Source organism: Pseudarthrobacter ribosi (assembly GCF_055412865.1).
Map to the genome: position 1 here is coordinate 132,191 of NZ_JBVAYZ010000004.1, position 18,351 is coordinate 150,541.

The window sequence follows — 18,351 nt, forward strand, 5'->3', positions numbered from 1 at the left end:
GCCGCCAGCATTCCAGTGAGGGAAACAATGGAACTTCCGGAGATGATCGAAGCCGCCGGCCGCTGCATGGACGTGGCCGGCGTGGCCGTCATGGTGATTGGCGCCGTTGTGTCCATCCCGTTGGCGCTCCGTGGGTTCCGGCCACGGGGCCGGCCTGCGGGCTCCGAACCGCTCTCCGTCTACCGCTCCTACCGGCAACTTCTGGGCCGCTCCATCCTGCTCGGGCTGGAGCTGCTCGTGGCGGCCGACATCATTCGAACCGTTGCCGTCGCACCCACCTATGAAAGTGTGGGTGTGCTCGCCATAATCGTGCTGATCCGGACCTTCCTGAGCTTCTCGCTCGAGCTTGAAATCACCGGCCGCTGGCCCTGGCAGAAGGAATCCGAAGGCTCCTCCGCCGCGTCACCTTCGGGCTGAATCGCTTCCGGCCGTCAGAGGCTGCAGTTAGGCTCGGGACATGACTGAATCCGCCGTCTCCCTTGCCCTGGCCGACGCGACCGGAAAACTCCTTGCCGGCGGGGCACTTCCGGACACCACGCGGCCCCTGAACTAGCATGCCCGCCTTACTGCGTCCCGATCCCTGGCCGGATGCCCCTGAACTTCCGACCCCGATCATCATGGATCAGCGGTGGACGGATGCGGTCTTTCTCCACTGGCGGATCCCTCATGCTGTTGCAGCGCCGTTCATGCCGGCGGGTGTGGTGCCGGACGAGTTCGACGGATCCGCCTGGGTGGGGCTGATCGGGTTCCGCATGCAAGGCGCCGGCGTGGGCCGCGGGCCCGGGATCCCCTATTTCGGGAGCTTCAACGAGATTAACGTGCGCCTCTACTCCCGGGAGCCCGACGGGACCCGGGGTGTGGTTTTCCTCAGCCTGGAAGCGACGCGGCTGGCGGTCGTGCTGGCTGCGCGGGCGGCCGGGATTCCTTATGTGTGGTCGCGGGCGGGGTTCCGCGGTGTGGGGGCTTTGGATCCTTTGGCCCGGCCGGCCGGGCAGACGGGACCGGTCGTCCCGGCGGGCGCGGTCGGACCCCGGGCCGGGTACTGGGTGCGGCGGTTTCGGGGCGGCGCCCGGAGCGACTTTGCGGTTGCCCCGGAGTTCGACGTCGAAGCCACCGATCCGCTGTCCCTGCACGTCACAGCCCGGTTCGGTCTGCATACCCGGTTCAGGGGCAGGACCCTGTATGTTCCCAACACGCACACTGCGTGGCCGCTGTACCGGGCGCAACTGACCCACGTCGAGGATCAGCTGGTCGCTTCGGCCGGTATCAACGTCGCGGGACCGCCCGAATCGGTGCTCTTCTCGCCCGGGGTTCGCACCCAGTTTGGCCGGCCACGGTTTCTGGATGAGGGGTCCTGAGTCTTCCTGAATCCTCCTGCGACGGGATTCTGACGCCGGGGTAACGGGTCGCAAAGAATGTCATAGCTCGGCGGTAGATTTTGTGTCATGGAAACCGTCAGGGATTTCATTGCTTTCGAGGACACGGACCGGGACGCTGAACACAGCACCGGCCGCGGTACCTCCCGGGCCGGACAGCCCGCTGTGGACGGTGTGGCTGAGGCCCTCGCCATACTCCGGGAGGCGGGTTCGACGGCGGTCGAGGACGCGGCGCTCCTTGGGTTCCAGGACGCCGCGGATTTCGCCGGCACCGTGGAGGAGCTCGCGCGGATCGCGGAGTATTATCAGCTCGTGGCGGCCGGGGCCGTGGACCGGACCCGGAAACAGGCCGCGGCCGCCGCCACGAAGGCGGCCACCTCGTGGACCACCGGCTGGCGCGAGAGCTCCGGCCCCGGCGCTTCCCCGGAGGCCGGGACGGGGATTGCCGGTCCGGACAGCGTGGCCGAGGCCGCGGCGGGAGCCGCGAACGCCCCGGCTGTTGCTGTGGACTCCCCTGCTGGCGCTGCCAACCCGGCTGTTGTCGTTGCTGTTGGTGCTGCCGGGGATGACGGGTACCGGAACACCACGGAGTTCCTGCGGGCGCGGCTGCGGATCAGCGCCGCCGAGGCCCGCCGCCGGCTCTGCCTCGCGGAGAGTCTGTTGCCGCGGCAGGGATTCACCGGCGAACCACTCCCGCCCGTGCACGGGGAACTCGGCTCCGCCGTCGCCGCCGGTGAGGTCGCCTCCCGGGCCGCGACCATCATCACCCTGGCCCTGGACCGTGTCCGGCACGTCTGCGACGCCGACGCCGCGGCCGGGATGGAACACGCCCTGACCCGCACCGCCGTCGAGAACGACCCGGACTTCCTGGCCCGGGTGGCCCGGAGCTGGACCGATGCGCTGGACCAGGACGGCGTCGAGCCCTCCGAGGAGCTCCTGCGCCAGCTCCAGGGCGCCTTCCTCCGCAAACCCCGCCACGGACTCCAGCACCTGGAGATCTTCGCGACCGCCGAACAGTTCGAACACCTCCTCACCGTCATGAACACCGCCACCAACCCCCGCACCACGGCCGCGGAGACAACGGGAACCGCGGCCGCCGGCGGGGCACCGGACAGCGGTGATGACGGCGGGGACGTCCCGCTTGACCTGCGCTCACGCCCGCAGAAACTCCTCGACGGCCTCACCGGCGCCTGCAAGGTCGCCCTCGCCGCCGGCACCCTGCCCGCCGCCGGAGGACTCCGGCCCCAGGTCATGGTCACCATCGACTACCGCGACCTGCTCGCCCGGCTCGGACACACCGACGGGGACCCGCAGGGCACCGCCGGCGGTCCGTTCCGCCCGGGAGCCGCGACGGAGCACACCGGAAACCTGCTCTTCACCGGCCCCGTCCACGGTCCGGAAGATCGCCTGCGACGCGGACATCATCCCCGTCCTCCTCGGCAGCGAAGGCCGGATCCTGGACATCGGCCGGGCCTCACGGGTCTTCCCGCCGCACATCCGCAAAGCCCTCACCGCCCGCGACCAGGGCTGCGCGTTCCCCGGCAGCACCATCCCCGCGCCCTGGTGCGAAGCACACCACATCGACTACTGGTCCCGCGGCGGAACGACCGGCACAGAGAACACGGCACTTCTCTGCTCCCACCACCACCACGTGATCCACAAAGAACACTGGACCATCCAGATCCGCACCGGCATCCCCTGGTTCATCCCGCCACCCCACCTCGACCCACGCCAAAAACCCCGACGCAACCACTACTTCCGCCCCGCAGACCTCGCCACCGCAGCCTGACCTGCGGCCGAAAAGGGTCGCAGGCGGGAAGCGAGCAGGCAGCGGGCGAAAAAGGTCAAGGGTGGCGTGCGGACATACCACGATCCAGATATCTCGATCATGGAGATAACATCGAACTGTGAAGGATGCCAGTCCGGACGACCCCGGCCACTCCAGTTTTGCCGCCCCGGAGGATGGCCCGGTGGAAGCCCCCGGGCACTCCAGTGTTGCCGCCCCGAAGGATGCCCCGGTGGAAGCCCCCGGGCATGGAGCCCGCGAGCTTGGAGCCCCATGCCCGGCGCTGACTACCGCGGACTCCAAATCCGCGCATCTCCCGTCCGTGGGGCCCGAATCCATGCGCCGCGGCTCGGCAGTCCTGGACTGGACCGGCGTCTTCGCTGCTTTGGCGCTGATTGTGGTCCCGCTCTGGATGTTGTTGGGCAACAGCGCCGTCCTCGGCGGCCACCCCGCGCTGCCCATCCTTCTCTCGGCCGCTGCCGCACTGGGCCTCCTCTGGATGTACAGACTGGTCCTACGCTCGCCTCTGCTCGAGCGCTGGAGCCGGGACAACCACCTGAACATGCCAAGACACCAACGGCCACAGCGCAAGGCCTCGGGCCGGCAGCTGATACGCGGCCTCGGGGTCCGGATTGTTGTTGTGGGCATCGTTGCGGCTCTGGCGTGGCTCAACCCGTTTACGTACCAACCCGGCGGTCCGGCCGGCCAGGGCCTGGGGTCATCCGGGACTACCAGGACGAGCATCACCGAAGACGCCGCCACCATTACCCTCGCCCCGCGAGGCAAGGCCAGGGCGGGCCTCGTCTTCTACCCGGGGGCGCGGGTTGATGCCCGCGCCTATCAAGACATCCTCCGCCCGCTCGCGAACGCCGGCTATCTGGTCGTCATCTTGAAGGTACAGCTGGGCATCTCCCTGCTGCACCCAGGCCAGGCACGCGGAGCCATGGATCGGCACCCTGAGGTCACCTCCTGGGCGGTCGGCGGCCACTCGCTGGGAGGAGTGAGCGCGTCCGCCTTCGCGACGTCGAACCCCGAGGTGTCCGGGCTTCTGCTGTTTGCCTCGTATCCCGCGGACAGCATGGCGGAGTCCGGTGACCTCGCGGTGCTGTCGATCTCCGGCTCGAACGACGGCCTCACCACTCCGGACAAGATCGCAGCGTCGAAGCCCCTGCTCCCCCCGACCGCCATCTACGCAACAGTGGAGGGCGGCGTGCACGCCTTCTTCGGAAACTACGGTGAGCAGCCCGGGGACGGCGAGCCGGGCATCTCCCGCGAACAGGCCCAGCAGGAGATCGCCGCGGCGTCGGTCCGCTTCATGGACCGGCTTGTGGCACCCCGCTGACATTAGTTGCCTCAGCCCCGGTTGCCGACAGCCGCACTCTGCCACGATGGAAGCATCCGTAGTCTCACTGTGAACGAGGAGGCAGAGCATGCTCAACCGTTTCTATGTCAATCCAATCCTGCCCGCCCAAGACGGGAACCGCGCCCGCAGGTTCTACCGTGACGTGCTCGGCCTCGACCTGCTTACCGGCCCAACGGATGACCCCATGGTGTTCGGGGCGGCAAACGGCTCGAGCATTGCGCTGAGCGAAATGCCGGACCGCGTTCCACCGCGCTACCCCGTGATCAGTTTCATGGTCACCGGCATCGAGGAGATCGTCGCAGGGCTGAAAGCCCGGGGCGCCACGTTCCAGCCTCCCGCACCCGCCAGCTTCGCCGGCGTCGTAGGCAAGGCCAGCGGGGACGTCATGGACTTCGGGCCGGCGAAATCCGCGTTCCTGGAAGACTCCGAAGGCAACCTGATCGCGCTCAACGAATTCACCGGCTGAGGTTCCAGAACGTCCGGCTCCCCCGGGCCGACACGTCGGGTGGCTCCGGGCGAGTCCCGCAGGCCCCACAACTCCTGCGCTAACGCCCCGCGGCGTAACCCTGCGCCCCGCGCGGATTGGCCGCGGCCTGCAGCACCCCGGTCTCGGGATCCCGCACGACGGCGGACAGCCGCCCGAGCGCCCAATCGCCGGTGCGGGTGACGATGTGCCCCCGCCGCTCAAGGCCTTCGATGACGTCCTCCCCTAGCCGGTCCTCGACGACGGCGCCGCCGGGCTCCCAGGTGCGCGGCCAGAACGACCCGGGCACCGACGTCGTATGGAAGGTAGGGGCGTCGATGGCCTGCTGCGGCGAGTATCCGCCGACGATGGTGCGCAACAGGTACGGCAATTGCCATTGGTCCTGCTGGTCACCGCCGGGCGAACCGAGCGCGGTGACGGCCTGGCCGTCCCGCAGCACAAGGGTCGGCGTCAGCGTGGTACGCGGCCGTTTGCCCGGCGTCAGGGTGGACGGTGTGCCCGGTTCCAGCCAGGTCATCTGCAGCCGGGTACCGAGGCAGAAGCCCAGCTCCGGAATGGCGGGAGAGGACTGCAGCCAGCCGCCGGAGGGGGTGGCCGAGACCATGTTGCCCCAGCGGTCCACGACGTCGATATGGCAGGTATCGCCGCGGGTCTCCCCGCTCGGCGCCACGGTGGGCTCCCCCACCCCGAGCCCGGCGGAACCCTCGGCCCCGAGCGCCGGTGGCGTGTAGTGGGTGCGCAGCGGCGGCACGTACGGCGCCCTCCCGGGTACCGAACCAGGCCGGAATTCGTGCGAGGCCCGCTCGCCGATCAGTTCCCGGCGGGAGGCACAATACTCCTCGGACAGGAGATACTCCAGCGGCACGTCCGTGTCGCCGTAGTACGCTTCGCGGTCCGCGAGCGCCAGCTTCTGGGCCTCCAGGATGGTGTGCGCCCCGAGCTCGGTGGATGGATCGAGATACTCGTCGTCGAACCCCTCGAGCAGGGCGAGGGTCTGCAGCAGCGCTGGGCCCTGGCCCCACGGGCCGGTCTTGGCAATGGTATGCCCGCGGAACTCGACGGTGGCGGCCGGCTCGTAGCCGGCCTCGAACCCCGCGAGATCCTGCAGCGTGAGGACACCCCGGTGGTCCGTGCCGGAGGAATGCCGGTGCGGGGTTTGGACGGAGTCCGCCATGGCCTTGGCCACGAAGCCCTCGCGCCATTCGCGGCGGGCGGCGTCGATCCTGCCCTCGCGGGACTGCCCAGCAGGACCGGCCGGAGAGACAACCGGAGACGCCGGCGGACCGGCCGTCCCGGCGAGGACGAGCCGCTGCAAGGTCCGGGCGTAGGCCGGGTTCCGGACCAGCTCCCCCTGGGCTGGGATCCGCCCGCCGGGCATCCAGAGCTCGGCCGAGGTGGGCCAGTGCGTCTGGAACAGCTCTGCCACGGCCGCGATGGTCGTCCCGACTCTGCCCAGCATGGGGTGCCCGTCGCGGGCATAGCCGATCGCGAAGTCCAGCACCTCGGCCAGTTCCCAGGTCCCGTGGTCGCGCAGCAGTAGGAGCCAGGCGTCGACGGCAGCGGGCACCGCGGCGGCCAGCGCCCCCGAGCCCGGCACCAGTTCCAGGCCCTCGGCGAGATAGTGCTCCACGGTAGCCCCGGCCGGGGCCGGGCCCTGGCCCATCAGGACGACCGGCGTGCCCGGCGCCTCGGCGGTGACGAAGACGCCGGTCATGTCCCCGCCGGGCCCGTTCAGGTGCGGCTCAACGACATGCAGCACGAACGCTCCCGCCGCCGCGGCGTCGAACGCGTTGCCGCCGCGTTCCAGCACGGCCTGGGCCGCCGCCGTCGCCAGCCAGTGCGTGGAGGCGCTCATCCCGAACGTGCCCTGCAGCGTGGGCCGGGTGGTGAACGTCTCCGGGCGCGTGAACGCCGCGGAAACGGCGTGTGCGGTTGCCACGGATCCTGCAGCGGTGTCAGCCAAACAGGGCCGCAACTCGTGTCAGGGTTTCGTACACGCCGTACCCCAGCGGCACGCCGACCAGCGCCCAGGCTACGACCAGTTTCCCGGTGGTGGACGGTTTCACCGATGTCTGGGCAGTGCTCATCTCAGGCCTCCATGGCGGGTTCTTCGGCCCGGACGCGGTCCGGGCGTGGTTCGTGGAACCGGGCATCGACCGGTTTGACCAGAAGGTTGGCCACAAAGCCGATGACCAGCAGCCCCACCATGGTCAGCAATGCGGGCTGGTAGGACGCGGCGGTCAGCTGACCCGGCTTGCCCTGGGCATCCAGGAAGGCGTTGACGATGAGCGGTCCGGCGATGCCGGCCGCGGACCACGCGGTGAGGAGCCTGCCGTGGATCGCCCCGACCTGGAACGTGCCGAAGAGATCGCGCAGGTAGGCCGGGACGGTTGCGAAGCCGCCACCGTAGAAGGAGATGATGACGAACGCGAGCGCCACGTAGAGGAAGGTGCTGGAGGAGCCGGCCAGTGCCAGCACTGTGTAGAGCACGGCGCCGACCCCGAGGTACATCATGTAGATGCGCTTGCGTCCGGTCACATCAGAGGTGGCGGACCAGGCGAAGCGGCCGGACATGTTGCCGATCGAGAGCAGCCCGACGAAGCCGGAGGCGACGGCGGCACTGACCAGGGACACGCCGTCGGACTGGCGGAAGAAGTCCTGGATCATCGGGGCGGCCTGCTCCAGGATGCCGATGCCGGCGGTGACGTTGCAGAAGAGGGCGATCCAGACGAGCCAGAACTGCTTGGTCTTGACGGCGTTCTTGGCGGAGACGTTGTCGGTGGTGACGAGCGTGGCGGCCTTGACCTTGGAGGGGTCGAAGCCGGCCGGCTTCCAACCCTCGGCCGGGACCTTGATGGTGAAGGCACCGAACAGCATGTAGGCGAGGTACACGACGGCGAGGGTCAGGAACAGCTTGCCGACGGAGTCGCCGCTGGCCACCCAGCCCTTGGCGCCGGAATTGGGGTCGTACATTCTCAGCAGCGCGGTGGAGACCGGGCTGGCGATCAGGGCACCGCCGCCGAAGCCCATGATGGCCATGCCGGTCGCGAGGCCCGGCCGGTCGGGGAACCACTTGATCAGGGTGGAGACCGGCGAGATGTAGCCGATGCCCAGGCCGATGCCGCCGATGAAGCCGTAGCCCAGGTAGACGAGCCAGAGCTGGCTGCTGAAAATGCCGAGCGAGCCGATCAGGAAGCCGCTGGCCCAGAACATCGCCGAGGTGAACATCGCCTTGCGCGGGCCGTTCTTATCCACCCACGTGCCCATGATGGCGGCGGAGAGGCCCAGCATCACGATGGCGATCGAGAAGATCACGCCGATCTCGGTCAGGCTGGCGCCGAAGTGCTTCACCAGCGCAGTTTTGTAGACACTCGTCGCGTACGCCTGGCCGATACACAGGTGCACGGCGAGCGCTGCGGGCGGCACCAGCCAGCGGTTGAATCCGGGTGGGGCGATCGTTCGTTCTCGGTCCAGCCAGCCCATAAGTGCTCCCATTACTTGTCGAAGACGTCGGTGTCCCAACGGCGTAGAGGCGAACGGCCCGAATTCGGCCGTTGCCTCCGGCAATCATGGTGCAAATCGAAAGCAAACGTACTATTTATGCGACGAGCGGTAGGAGATCCGCGACGAACGGTCGGCTTACTTGCCGAGTCCGGCCTTCCTCAGCGCTTCGGCCATCGCTGTGTTGGCCGGTGCCGGGACGGGCGCCGTTTTCTGCGGCGGCCTGGCGGGAGTCCGCCGGTCGGGCGCCGGTTTGCCCGACTGTTGACCGGTCGGCTTGCCGGACTGCTGGCCGGTCGGCTTGCCGGACTGCTGACCGGTCGGCTTGCCGGGGGGCTGCAGTGACGGCTGTCGGGCCGCCTGGCTCGACGGCGTCTGGCGCGACGGAGTCTGACGCGGGCGGTCCGCCCGGTCAGCCGCACGTCCCCCGGCACGGGATCCACCGGCGCCGGATCCGCCGGAAGCAGGTTCGTCGTCGAGCCGCAGCGTCAGCGAGATGCGCTTCCGCTCCGGATCGGCCTCCAGCACCTTGACCCGCACCACCTGGCCGGACTTCACCACTTCCCGCGGATCGGACACGAAACGGTTGGCCAGCGCGGAGACGTGCACCAGGCCGTCCTGGTGCACCCCGACGTCGACAAACGCGCCGAACGCAGCCACATTGGTTACCGTCCCCTCCAGCACCATCCCGGGCCTGAGGTCCGAAATCTTTTCGATGCCCTCCGAGAACGTCGCCGCGGCAAACGCCGGACGCGGGTCACGGCCGGGCTTCTCGAGTTCGGCGATGATGTCCTGCACCGTGGGCAGGCCGAAGGACCCGTCGACGAAGTCCTGCGGATTCAGGGCGGCGTAGCTCCCCGCGGCCGGGCCCGTCCCGCCGGCGGCTTTGATCCGGCGCGCCACCGGGTACGCCTCCGGGTGCACACTGGAGGCGTCCAGCGGCTCCGCTCCCCCGGTGATCCGCAGGAAGCCGGCGCACTGCTCGAACGCCTTGGCGCCGAGCCGGGGCACCTTCTTCAGCTCGCTGCGTTTATTGAACGGGCCGTGTTCATTCCGGTATGCCACGATGTTCTCGCTCAGCAGCGGCCCGACGCCGGCCACCCGGCTCAGCAGCGCCGGGGAGGCGGTGTTCACGTCCACGCCCACCGCGTTCACGCAGTCCTCGACGACGGCATCCAGGCTGCGGTCGAGCTTGGCGGCCGTGACGTCGTGCTGGTACTGCCCGACGCCGATCGACTTCGGCTCGATCTTCACGAGCTCAGCGAGCGGATCCTGCAGGCGCCGCGCGATGGACACGGCACCCCGCAGGGACACATCCATGCCGGGCAGCTCGGCGGAGGCCAGCGCCGACGCGGAATACACCGAGGCTCCCGCCTCGGAGACCACAATCTTCTGCGGTTTGGCTGTATCTGTCGAAGCGGCGGCGCGCGGCGCCGTGAGCTGCTTGAGCAGTTCCGCAGCGAGCTTGTCGGTCTCCCGCGACGCGGTGCCGTTGCCGATCGCCACAAGCTCCACGTGGTGCTTCCGCGCCAGGTCCACGAGCGTCCGCAGAGCCTCGTCCCACTTCCGGGCCGGGGCGTGCGGGTAGATCGTGTCCGTCGCCACCACCTTCCCGGTGCCGTCCACCACCGCGACCTTCACGCCGGTGCGCAGTCCCGGGTCCAGGCCCAGGGTGGCGCGGTTTCCGGCCGGCGCGGCGAGGAGCACGTCCCGGAGGTTGGCGGCGAACACCCGGACGGCCTCGTCCTCGGCGGCTGCGAACATCCGGCTCCGCAGGTCTGCGGTCAACCGGGCCAGCACCCGCGAGCGCCAGGCGAGCTGCGCGGTCTGCAGCAGCCACGCGTCGGCGGGCCGGCCGCGATCGGCGACACCGAGGAACCGGGCCACGGCGGCTTCGTAACGGCCGCGCGCGGCGGTGAGGGCGGCGTCGTCGTTCGGTTCAGCCTCGGCGAGATCCAGCTCCAGCACTCCGTCCTTCTCGCCGCGCAGCAGCGCCAGCACGCGGTGCGAGGGCATCCCGGACGGCTGCTGGGAGAACTCGAAATAGTCCTTGAACTTCTGTCCCTCGGCGTCTTTGCCCTTCTTTACGCGGGAGACCATCCGGCCCTGCGTCCAGAGCCGCTCCCGCAGCGTGGCGGCCAGGTCGGGGTCCTGGGCGACGCGCTCCACGAGGATGGAGCGGGCGCCGGCGAGCGCCGCGGCGGCGTCGACGATCGAATGTTCGGCGTTGAGATACCGGGCGGCTTCGCGTTCCGGATCCAGCTCCGGCCGCTTCAGCAGGGCGTCGGCGAGCGGCTCGAGCCCGGCTTCGCGGGCGATCTGCGCCTTGGTCCGCCGTTTGGTCTTGAACGGCAGGTAGATGTCCTCCAGCCGCGACTTCGTATCGGCGCCGACGACGGCGGCCTGCAGCTCCGGCGTCAGGGCACCCTGCGCGGCAATCGCCTCCAGAACGGTCCGGCGGCGGTCTTCTAGCTCACGGAGATAGCGCAGCCGCTCGTCCAGCTCACGGAGCTGGGTGTCGTCAAGCGCCCCGGTGGCTTCCTTGCGGTACCGGGCGATGAACGGCACCGTGGAGCCGGCGTCGAGCAGGTCCACGGCCGCCTTCACCTGCCAGGCCTGGACGCCGAGCTCGGCGGCGATCTGGGCGGCGATGCCGGACTCCTGGGTCTGCGGGGCCTGGGTGTGCGGGACCTGCGTTTGCGCGGCCGGGGGCCTGGCGGACGGAGTCCGGGGCTGCGGTGCGGAGGCTGAACTGGCGGGGCGCTGCGGGAGTTGGGTCACCCTGCCATTTTGCCTTACCGGGGTCAGGGGCCGGGCTCGCCCGACGGTGGATGAGGCTCCTGCACGTCCTGGACCACCTCGTTTCGCCGCAGGAACCACGGTTTGAACGGCGGATCAAAACGGGCGAACCGCGGCGGCCCCACGGCTGCCAGCCCGGCGAGCACCAGGGCCGCCTGGAGGCCATTGTTGCGCCGTTCAAAGGCAGCTTCCGACCCGCTGCCCGAGAACCGAAGGGCAGCCGTCAGGGACCCGGGGATGCTCCGGATTCTGACCTGGGGGTTGACCGGGACCGGGGCCGTCTCCGCCGTCAAGCCTGCGGGGAGGACAAAGGCGACCACAAAACCAGCGGTCTTATTGCTGCCCGGCAGCGGGCCGCTCTGGAGCACCGGGGCGGTCATCGCCAGCTTCTGGGACGGACCGGGCTCCTGGATCACCGGGGCCGTCATCGCCAGCTTCTGACGGGCGTTGTTGCTGCCGCTAATGTAGTTGAACAGGTGCCGGAAGGCAGCATTCCCGGCCCGGTCAAATGTCGTGTTGACCTCGATTTCGGCCACCACGTGCGCGGGATAGCGGCGCAGCTCGAAGTGCGCGAATTGCTGGACCAGCTCATAGGGTTGCTGTTCAGTCATGGTCCTCAGACGATACGCGGGGCCTCCGACAAGTACCACCCCGTTCCACCCGGCGTGGGCGCCGGATTGTCAGAGGGCTTTGATAGCTTGAATATCAGACGGACAGCTGCGCTGACGGCATGTGTGACGCGGCAGAACCGTCTGTACCAAAAGACCGTCTGTACCGCGCAACATCAACATCGGGGGCACAGTGTTTTTTCTTGAACCGGAAGTGCCGGGTTCCGCACAGGATCTGGTCTTCTCCGCAAGCGACCTCGTGATTGCGGCCAGCTGTGAGTACCAGCTGCTCCGGAAACTCGACGAGAAGCTGGGCCGCTCCCCCAAGGCTGTCTTCGACGAGGACGAGATGCTCCGGCACGCGGCCGTGTTGGGTGACCGCCACGAGCACAGGGTCCTCGACCGTTTCGTAGACGAGTTCGGCCACTGGGATCCGGCGACCGGACACGGCGTGTATGACGTCGTCCCGGCACCGACCATGGACCGCGCCACCCTGCTGGCCAAGCACCGGGAATCCCTCGACGCCCTGCGCTCCGGCGCCGACGTGGTGTTCCAGGCAGCCTTCTTTGACGGCCAGTTCCATGGCCGCTCCGATTTCCTGGTCCGCCAAGCCGACGGCAGCTACGCCGTGTTCGACACCAAACTGGCCCGCCACGCGAAGGTGACCGCGCTGCTCCAGCTAGCCGCCTACGGCGATCAGTTGCTCCAGGCCGGGATCACGCCTGCCGCGGCTGTGACCCTGGTCCTCGGCGCCACCGTCCCGCTCCCGGGCGGCGGCTTCGACTACGTCCGCAGCCACCACAAACTCTCGGACATCCTGCCCGTCTTCCGCGAACGGCGGGACCGCTTCCTGGCTTTGACCGCATCGCATCGGGAACAGCCCGGAACGGTCTTGTGGGGCGCGCCCGGGCTGAGCGCCTGTGGCCGCTGCGACTACTGCCGGGAGCAGGTCGTGGCCACCGACGATCTGCTGCTCGTGGCGCGGATGAATTCCGCGCGGCGCAAAGCACTCCACAACGATGGCATCCGTACCGTTCGGGCGTTCGCGGAAGCCGCTCTCGTCAACCCGAACGCCTCCCTGCTGCGGCTTCAGGCCCAGGCCCGGATGCAGACCGGCGTCGGCCCGGCGGATGGGGAAGTCCGCTACGTCAAGGACGGCGAAGAGCATGCCATTCGTTTTGGCGTGGTTTCGGAGAACACGCTGGCTGAGCTGCCCCCGCCGAGCGCGGGCGACATCTTCTTCGACTTCGAGGGCGACCCGCTGTGGCAGGAAAGCGCCACCGGAGTCTGGGGACTGGAGTACTTATTCGGCGTCTTTGAGGCGCCGACAGGGCCCGGCGTCCCCGGGGTGTTCCGGCCGTTCTGGGCGCATACCCGCGAGGCGGAGAAGCAGGCCTTCCTCGACTTCCTCGACTATGTGGAGAAGCGCCGGCAGGACTACCCGGACATGCACGTCTACCACTACGCCGCCTATGAGAAAACGGCGCTCCGGAAGCTCTCCGTGCTGCACGTGGCGGGCGAAGAGATCGTCGACCAGTGGCTGCGGGAGGGGCTCCTGGTGGACCTCTACCAGACGGTCCGCAACAGCATCCGGATCTCCGAGAATTCCTACAGCATCAAGAAGCTCGAACCGCTCTACATGGGGACGAATCTGCGCTCCGGGGACGTGAAGGACGCCGGCGCCTCGGTGGTGGCCTACGCCCACTATTGCGATGCGCGCGACGACGGCCGGGCTGAGGAAGCGGCCGGGATCCTCGCGGGGATCTCCGACTACAACGAATACGACTGCCTCTCCACGCTCGAGCTCCGGAACTGGCTCCTCGGGCTGGCTCGGGAGCGCGGGATCAAACCGGCCGGCGACGGCATCGCGTCCACCGCCACGGCCGTCGAGGCCGGCGCGGACACTGCGCCGGACGCTGATCTGGACCCGCTGGAAGTGGCGCTGGCGGGTGCCGGCGTCGGGCTGTCCCAAGACGACCGGAAGGCGGTTGCCATGCTGGCGGCGGCGGTCAGCTATCACCGCCGGGAGCGCAAGGCGTTCTGGTGGGCGCACTTCGACCGCTGCGAGAACGGGCCCGACACGCATCACCAGCAGGACCGCAACGTCTTCCTCGTCGAGGAGGCGGAAGTGCTGGAGGACTGGTGGAAGGACGGCGCCAAACTTCCGGAGCGGAGGGTGAAGCTGATCGGCACGGTCAGTCCGGGCTCGGACCTGCGCGAGGGCAGCACGTGGTTCCGGATGTATGAGCCGCCGCTGCCTGCCGGGCTGGTGGGCACCGGGATCAACGGGACCGGACGCAACGGGTGGTTTGGCACCGAGGTCCTGGAGCTGGGCCACGACGACGGCAAGGACACTGTGATCATCCGGGACAAGCTCCGCAAAAGCATCGACCCGTATTTCCAGGTCCCGGTCGCGCTGACTGAAGACCAGCCCATCCAGACCAAGAGCCTCGAGGACGCCCTGGCGGCCCTGGCCTCCGACGCCGCAGCGGGAGTGCGGTCCAACCCGCCAGTGTTCCCGCGCCACCCGGCCCTGGATCTCATCCGCCGGGTTCCGCCGAGGCTGGCCTCCGGGGCGGCGCTGCCCGCGCCGGGCGAGGGCCCGGACCGGTTCATCGACGCGATCACCGCGGCGGTGCTCGCCCTGGATCATTCCTATGTCGCCGTCCAGGGTCCGCCCGGGACCGGCAAGACCCATGTGGGATCGCATGTCATCGCCCGGCTGGTGGAGCGGGGGTGGAAAGTCGGGGTGGTCGGCCAGTCGCATGCGGTGGTGGAGAACCTACTCCAAACCGCCGTGGCCAAGGCCGGCGTCGATCCGGAGCGCGTGGCCAAGGACGTGAAACACGGAGAACGGCTCCCTTGGGAGCAGCGTTCGGCGAAGGATGTGGCGCGCCTGCTGGGCTCGCCGGGCGGGGCGCTCATCGGCGGGACGGCCTGGACCATGACGGGGGCCAATGTCCCGGCCGGATCGCTGGATCTGCTGGTGATCGACGAGGCCGGGCAGTTCTCGCTGGCCAATACCCTGGCCGTGGCGCAGGCCAGCAGCCGTCTGCTGCTGCTGGGTGATCCCCAGCAGTTGCCCCAGGTCAGCCAGGGCGCGCACCCCGAACCCGTGGACGAGTCAGCGCTGGGCTGGGTTTCCGCCGGTCATGCCACGCTTCCGCCGGACCTGGGCTATTTCTTGGCCGACTCGTGGCGGATGACTTCCGAGCTGTGCCGCGCCGTCTCCGAGCTCTCCTATGAGGGCAAACTGCGCTCCGCTCCGGCGGCGGACCTCCGGAGGCTGGAGGGAGTTCCCGCCGGGATCGAAACCGTGCTCGTCGAGCACAGCGGCAACGCCACGTTCTCGACAGAGGAGGCCGCCGAGGTGGTCCGCCAGGTGCGGCGCCACCTGGGGCTGAGCTGGCACTCGGAACAGGGCACCCGACCGCTAGACGTGGTGGACATCCTGGTGGTGGCCGCCTACAACGCCCAGGTCAACGTGATCCGCGAGGCGCTCGATGCCGTTTCCCTGGCCGGTGTCCGGGTGGGAACCGTCGACAAGTTCCAGGGCCAGGAAGCTGCCGTGGTAATCGTGTCCATGGCCTGTTCCGCGGTGACCGAAGCGCCGCGCGGCATGGAGTTCCTGCTCTCCCGCAACCGGATCAACGTGGCCGTGTCCCGCGGCCAGTGGCGCGCCGTCGTGGTCCGCGCACCCGAGCTGACGAACTACCTGCCCGCCCATCCCGAGGGCCTGGAGCAGCTGGGCGGCTTCATCGGGCTGTGCCAGCGGTCGGTGGCGGCCAGCTAGACGGGACATGCCCATTCTTCGCGCCCGAACCCGCGGGACATGCTCATTTTTAGACACGAACAGGGGACAGAATGGCATTCTGCCCACTGTTCGCCGCTGCGGCTGGACATGTTCGACGGGAACCGAGGCTGCGGCTGGACATGTTCAACGGGAACCGCGGCTACGGCTGGACATGTTCAGCGGCGCCGGTCCTAGCGGCGGGACGTAGTTCGGGCGGGTGGCGGAGTTGGCAGCGGCGTCCGTCGCGGGGCTGCCTTCGGCCGGCCGGCGTCCATCACCCAACCGGCGTGCCTCACTTCAACAGGAGTGCCTCATCCAGCACGGCGCCGAAGTTCGCGGGGTTGTGCGCGAACCGGCCAAGGAACAGACCGGAGACGCCGTCGAGCCTTGGCAGGAGCCCTGGCTTGGCCGAGCCGCCGTAGATAACCGGCAGACCCTCCAGTCCGGAGGCGGCGAGGTGGCCCCTGAGCCGCCGGACGACGTCGGACACGTAACCGGCGCCCGCGGGCTCCGCCGCGCCGATGGCCCAGACCGGTTCGTAGGCAATGACGAGCCCGGCCGCGAGCTCCCAGTCATCCTCGACGGCTGACCGGATCTGGCGGTACACAAATTCAGCGGCGGCAGCAGCCCCGCCCTTGTCCGGCTCGCCCACACAGAGCAACGGCGTGAGCCCGGCTTCAGCCGCGGCCCTCACTTTGCGGGCAATCATGGCATCGTCTTCGCCTAAATGCCGGCGGCGTTCCGCGTGCCCTATTTCAACGAGACTGACTCCAAGCTCGGCGAGCATGGACGGGGCGACTTCCCCGGTCCACGGCCCGTCCGCCCAGCCGCAGTTCTGCGCACCAAGCAGCAGCAGCGAACCGCGCAGAAGCTCGCCGGCCGCCGGCAGGAGCGGAAACGACGGAATCACGAACGGGACAACCCGCCCGTCCGCGAGGGCCGGGCGGGTGTCCACTTCGTGGCGCAGCTGCTCCAGCCACGCCAGGCTGTCCTGGTAGCCCAGGTACATCTTGGTGCTGACGCCCACCAGGATGCTGCCGCTGGTAATCTGGCTGGGGTTCAACTGCTGCATAGTTGGTGCTTTCTACTGGGACCACGTGAGCTGGTCTGGACAGACGGTTACTGTTCCAGCAGGTCGTCGGCCTTGTTCTTGAACCGCCTGGTCGCGAACATCATGGCCGCGGCCAGGAACGGGAGCACACCCAGGGCGTAGACGCCCATGGTTCCGGTGTCCGAGGCGGTTATCTGGTTCACCGAGGTCCGCAGGATCGGAGCCACAAAGCCGCCCAGGTTACCCAGCGAGTTGATGAGGCCGATGCCCGCCGCCGCGGCCGTGCCGGTGAGGAACGCCGTCGGGAAGGACCAGGCGATGGGACCGATGGAGAGGAAGCTGCAGACGGCCAGCGTGATGAAGACGATGCCCAGCACCGGAAGCTGGTTGGCGCCCGCCCACGCGGAGCCGAAGATGCACAGGCCGGTGGAGATGAACAGCCCGGTACCCCAATTGCGGCGGCGGATTACCGTGTTGGCGGCCCGCCCGATGAAGTAGCAGGCGAAGATGCCGAAGAACCAGGGGATGGCGGCCATCATGCCCACCGCAAAGCCGACCTTCTGTCCGGTCAACTGGGCCACCTGCTGCGGCAGGTAGAACGTCACGCCGTACACGGCGATCTGGAGGCAGAAGTAGATCACCGTGAAGTACCAGACCTTGCCGTTCTTCATGGCGGCGAGGACGCCGCGCGGACCGCTCTCCTCCTTGACGCTGTCCTCCAGCGCCATGACGTCAAGGAGTGCCTTCTTCTCGTCCTTCGTGAGGAATTTGGCGTCCTGCGGGCTGTTGATGAGGAAGAAGAACGCAGCAATACCGGCGACAACCGCCAGCATGCCTTCAACGAAGAACATGACCTGCCAGCCCTGGACGCCGGGCACCTGGTCGCCGATGTTGATGAGCCAGCCGGACAGCGGTGCGCCCATCATCTGCGAGAAGGGCTGCGCGAGGTAGAAAATGGCGAACATTTTGACGCGGACCTTGTTGGGGAACCAAGCGGCGAGGAACATGATGACGCCCGGGAACAGGCCGGCCTCGGTGACACCGAGCAGGAACCGCAGAATGATGAACGAGGTCTCGCCCTGGACGAACGCGAAGCAGGCGGACACGATGCCCCAGGTGATGGCGATCCGGGCGAGCCAGACCTTGGCGCCGAACTTCGTCAGCAACAGGTTGCTGGGGATTTCGAAGAGCGCGTAGCCGATGAAGAAGATCCCGGCACCCAGTGCGTAGGCGCCGGCGGTGATTCCCTTGTCCACGCCCAGGGCGGCTTCGGCGAAGCCCACGTTGGTGCGGTCCAGGAACGCGACCACGTAGAGAATGACCAACATGGGCATAAGCCGGCGGGATGCCTTGGAGATCGCCGATTTCAGTACCGGCGTTTCCAGAAGGTCCCGGGTGGACGTTGTTACTACGGACATCGAAACTCCTCGTTGAGTAGATCAGATGGGCTTTTCTAGCGTGAAAAGGCGATGATCATGATTCCGGCCAGGCAGGCGAGGATTCCGACGGCGAGGTAGAGCTTCCGTCCCCTGCTCCAGGACGCGAACCCTGAGGTCGGGGTGTTGTTGTGTGGTGCCACGGTACTTCTTC

The 18,351-nt window shown here is 68.4% G+C and carries 14 protein-coding genes and 1 pseudogene; 7 read left to right on the forward strand and 8 right to left on the reverse strand.

All coding sequences use genetic code 11. From position 1 onward, the window contains the following. Positions 1-27 precede the first annotated feature (27 nt). The 6 genes and pseudogenes from ACZYZ5_RS05725 (at position 28) to ACZYZ5_RS05750 (ending at position 4,991) form a co-directional block, all read left to right on the forward strand. Entirely contained in the window at positions 28-417 is a 390-nt protein-coding gene (locus ACZYZ5_RS05725; protein ID WP_463899924.1) for a DUF1622 domain-containing protein, read from the forward strand. A gap of 137 nt (positions 418-554) precedes the next feature. After that, a complete protein-coding gene (locus ACZYZ5_RS05730) occupies positions 555-1,358 on the forward strand; it encodes a YqjF family protein (RefSeq protein ID WP_463899926.1) in 804 nt (267 codons plus the stop codon). An 87-nt stretch (positions 1,359-1,445) separates the two neighbouring features. Continuing rightward, positions 1,446-2,621: pseudogene (locus ACZYZ5_RS05735) on the forward strand (DUF222 domain-containing protein); the annotation flags it as partial. Next, the gene (locus tag ACZYZ5_RS05740) at positions 2,518-3,165 is read left to right on the forward strand and encodes an HNH endonuclease (protein ID WP_463900177.1); all 648 of its coding nucleotides are present in this window, start codon (positions 2,518-2,520) and stop codon (positions 3,163-3,165) included. The pseudogene ACZYZ5_RS05735 and the gene ACZYZ5_RS05740, both read left to right, overlap by 104 nt. A gap of 118 nt (positions 3,166-3,283) precedes the next feature. Further along, positions 3,284-4,504: an alpha/beta hydrolase gene (locus ACZYZ5_RS05745; RefSeq protein WP_463899927.1), complete on the forward strand. Its 1,221-nt coding sequence runs from the start codon at positions 3,284-3,286 to the stop codon at positions 4,502-4,504. Positions 4,505-4,592: 88 nt separating this feature from the next. Further along, the gene (locus ACZYZ5_RS05750; RefSeq protein ID WP_463899928.1) at positions 4,593-4,991 is read left to right on the forward strand and encodes a VOC family protein; all 399 of its coding nucleotides are present in this window, start codon (positions 4,593-4,595) and stop codon (positions 4,989-4,991) included. A gap of 79 nt (positions 4,992-5,070) precedes the next feature. Here ACZYZ5_RS05750 and ACZYZ5_RS05755 read toward each other — a convergent pair whose 3' ends face one another. From ACZYZ5_RS05755 to ACZYZ5_RS05775, 5 genes are all read right to left on the reverse strand, one after another. Then, positions 5,071-6,864 carry a gamma-glutamyltransferase family protein gene (locus ACZYZ5_RS05755; protein ID WP_463900179.1) on the reverse strand — a complete coding sequence of 598 codons (1,794 nt, stop codon included), beginning with the start codon at positions 6,862-6,864 and terminating at the stop codon, positions 5,071-5,073. A gap of 100 nt (positions 6,865-6,964) precedes the next feature. After that, positions 6,965-7,096 carry an MFS transporter small subunit gene (locus ACZYZ5_RS05760; protein ID WP_463899930.1) on the reverse strand — a complete coding sequence of 44 codons (132 nt, stop codon included), beginning with the start codon at positions 7,094-7,096 and terminating at the stop codon, positions 6,965-6,967. 1 nt (position 7,097) lies between these two features. Beyond that, positions 7,098-8,492: an OFA family MFS transporter gene (locus ACZYZ5_RS05765; protein WP_463900181.1), complete on the reverse strand. Its 1,395-nt coding sequence runs from the start codon at positions 8,490-8,492 to the stop codon at positions 7,098-7,100. 156 nt (positions 8,493-8,648) lie between these two features. Beyond that, a complete protein-coding gene (locus ACZYZ5_RS05770; RefSeq protein WP_463900183.1) occupies positions 8,649-11,162 on the reverse strand; it encodes a Tex-like N-terminal domain-containing protein in 2,514 nt (837 codons plus the stop codon). A gap of 152 nt (positions 11,163-11,314) precedes the next feature. After that, the gene (locus ACZYZ5_RS05775; protein WP_463899932.1) at positions 11,315-11,920 is read right to left on the reverse strand and encodes an SOUL family heme-binding protein; all 606 of its coding nucleotides are present in this window, start codon (positions 11,918-11,920) and stop codon (positions 11,315-11,317) included. Between the two features lie 190 nt (positions 11,921-12,110). Between ACZYZ5_RS05775 and ACZYZ5_RS05780 the strand changes: the two genes are divergently transcribed. Beyond that, the gene (locus ACZYZ5_RS05780; RefSeq protein ID WP_463899933.1) at positions 12,111-15,710 is read left to right on the forward strand and encodes a TM0106 family RecB-like putative nuclease; all 3,600 of its coding nucleotides are present in this window, start codon (positions 12,111-12,113) and stop codon (positions 15,708-15,710) included. Positions 15,711-16,002: 292 nt separating this feature from the next. Here the strand turns inward: ACZYZ5_RS05780 and ACZYZ5_RS05785 are convergent, their stop codons facing one another. From ACZYZ5_RS05785 to ACZYZ5_RS05795, 3 genes are read right to left on the reverse strand one after another with little or no spacing between them, the layout of a single operon-like run. After that, a complete protein-coding gene (locus ACZYZ5_RS05785) occupies positions 16,003-16,782 on the reverse strand; it encodes a triose-phosphate isomerase family protein (RefSeq protein ID WP_463899934.1) in 780 nt (259 codons plus the stop codon). Positions 16,783-16,829: 47 nt separating this feature from the next. Further along, positions 16,830-18,179: an MFS transporter gene (locus tag ACZYZ5_RS05790; RefSeq protein ID WP_463899936.1), complete on the reverse strand. Its 1,350-nt coding sequence runs from the start codon at positions 18,177-18,179 to the stop codon at positions 16,830-16,832. 35 nt (positions 18,180-18,214) lie between these two features. After that, positions 18,215-18,340: a hypothetical protein gene (locus ACZYZ5_RS05795; RefSeq protein ID WP_463899938.1), complete on the reverse strand. Its 126-nt coding sequence runs from the start codon at positions 18,338-18,340 to the stop codon at positions 18,215-18,217. Between the last annotated feature and the right edge of the window lie 11 nt (positions 18,341-18,351).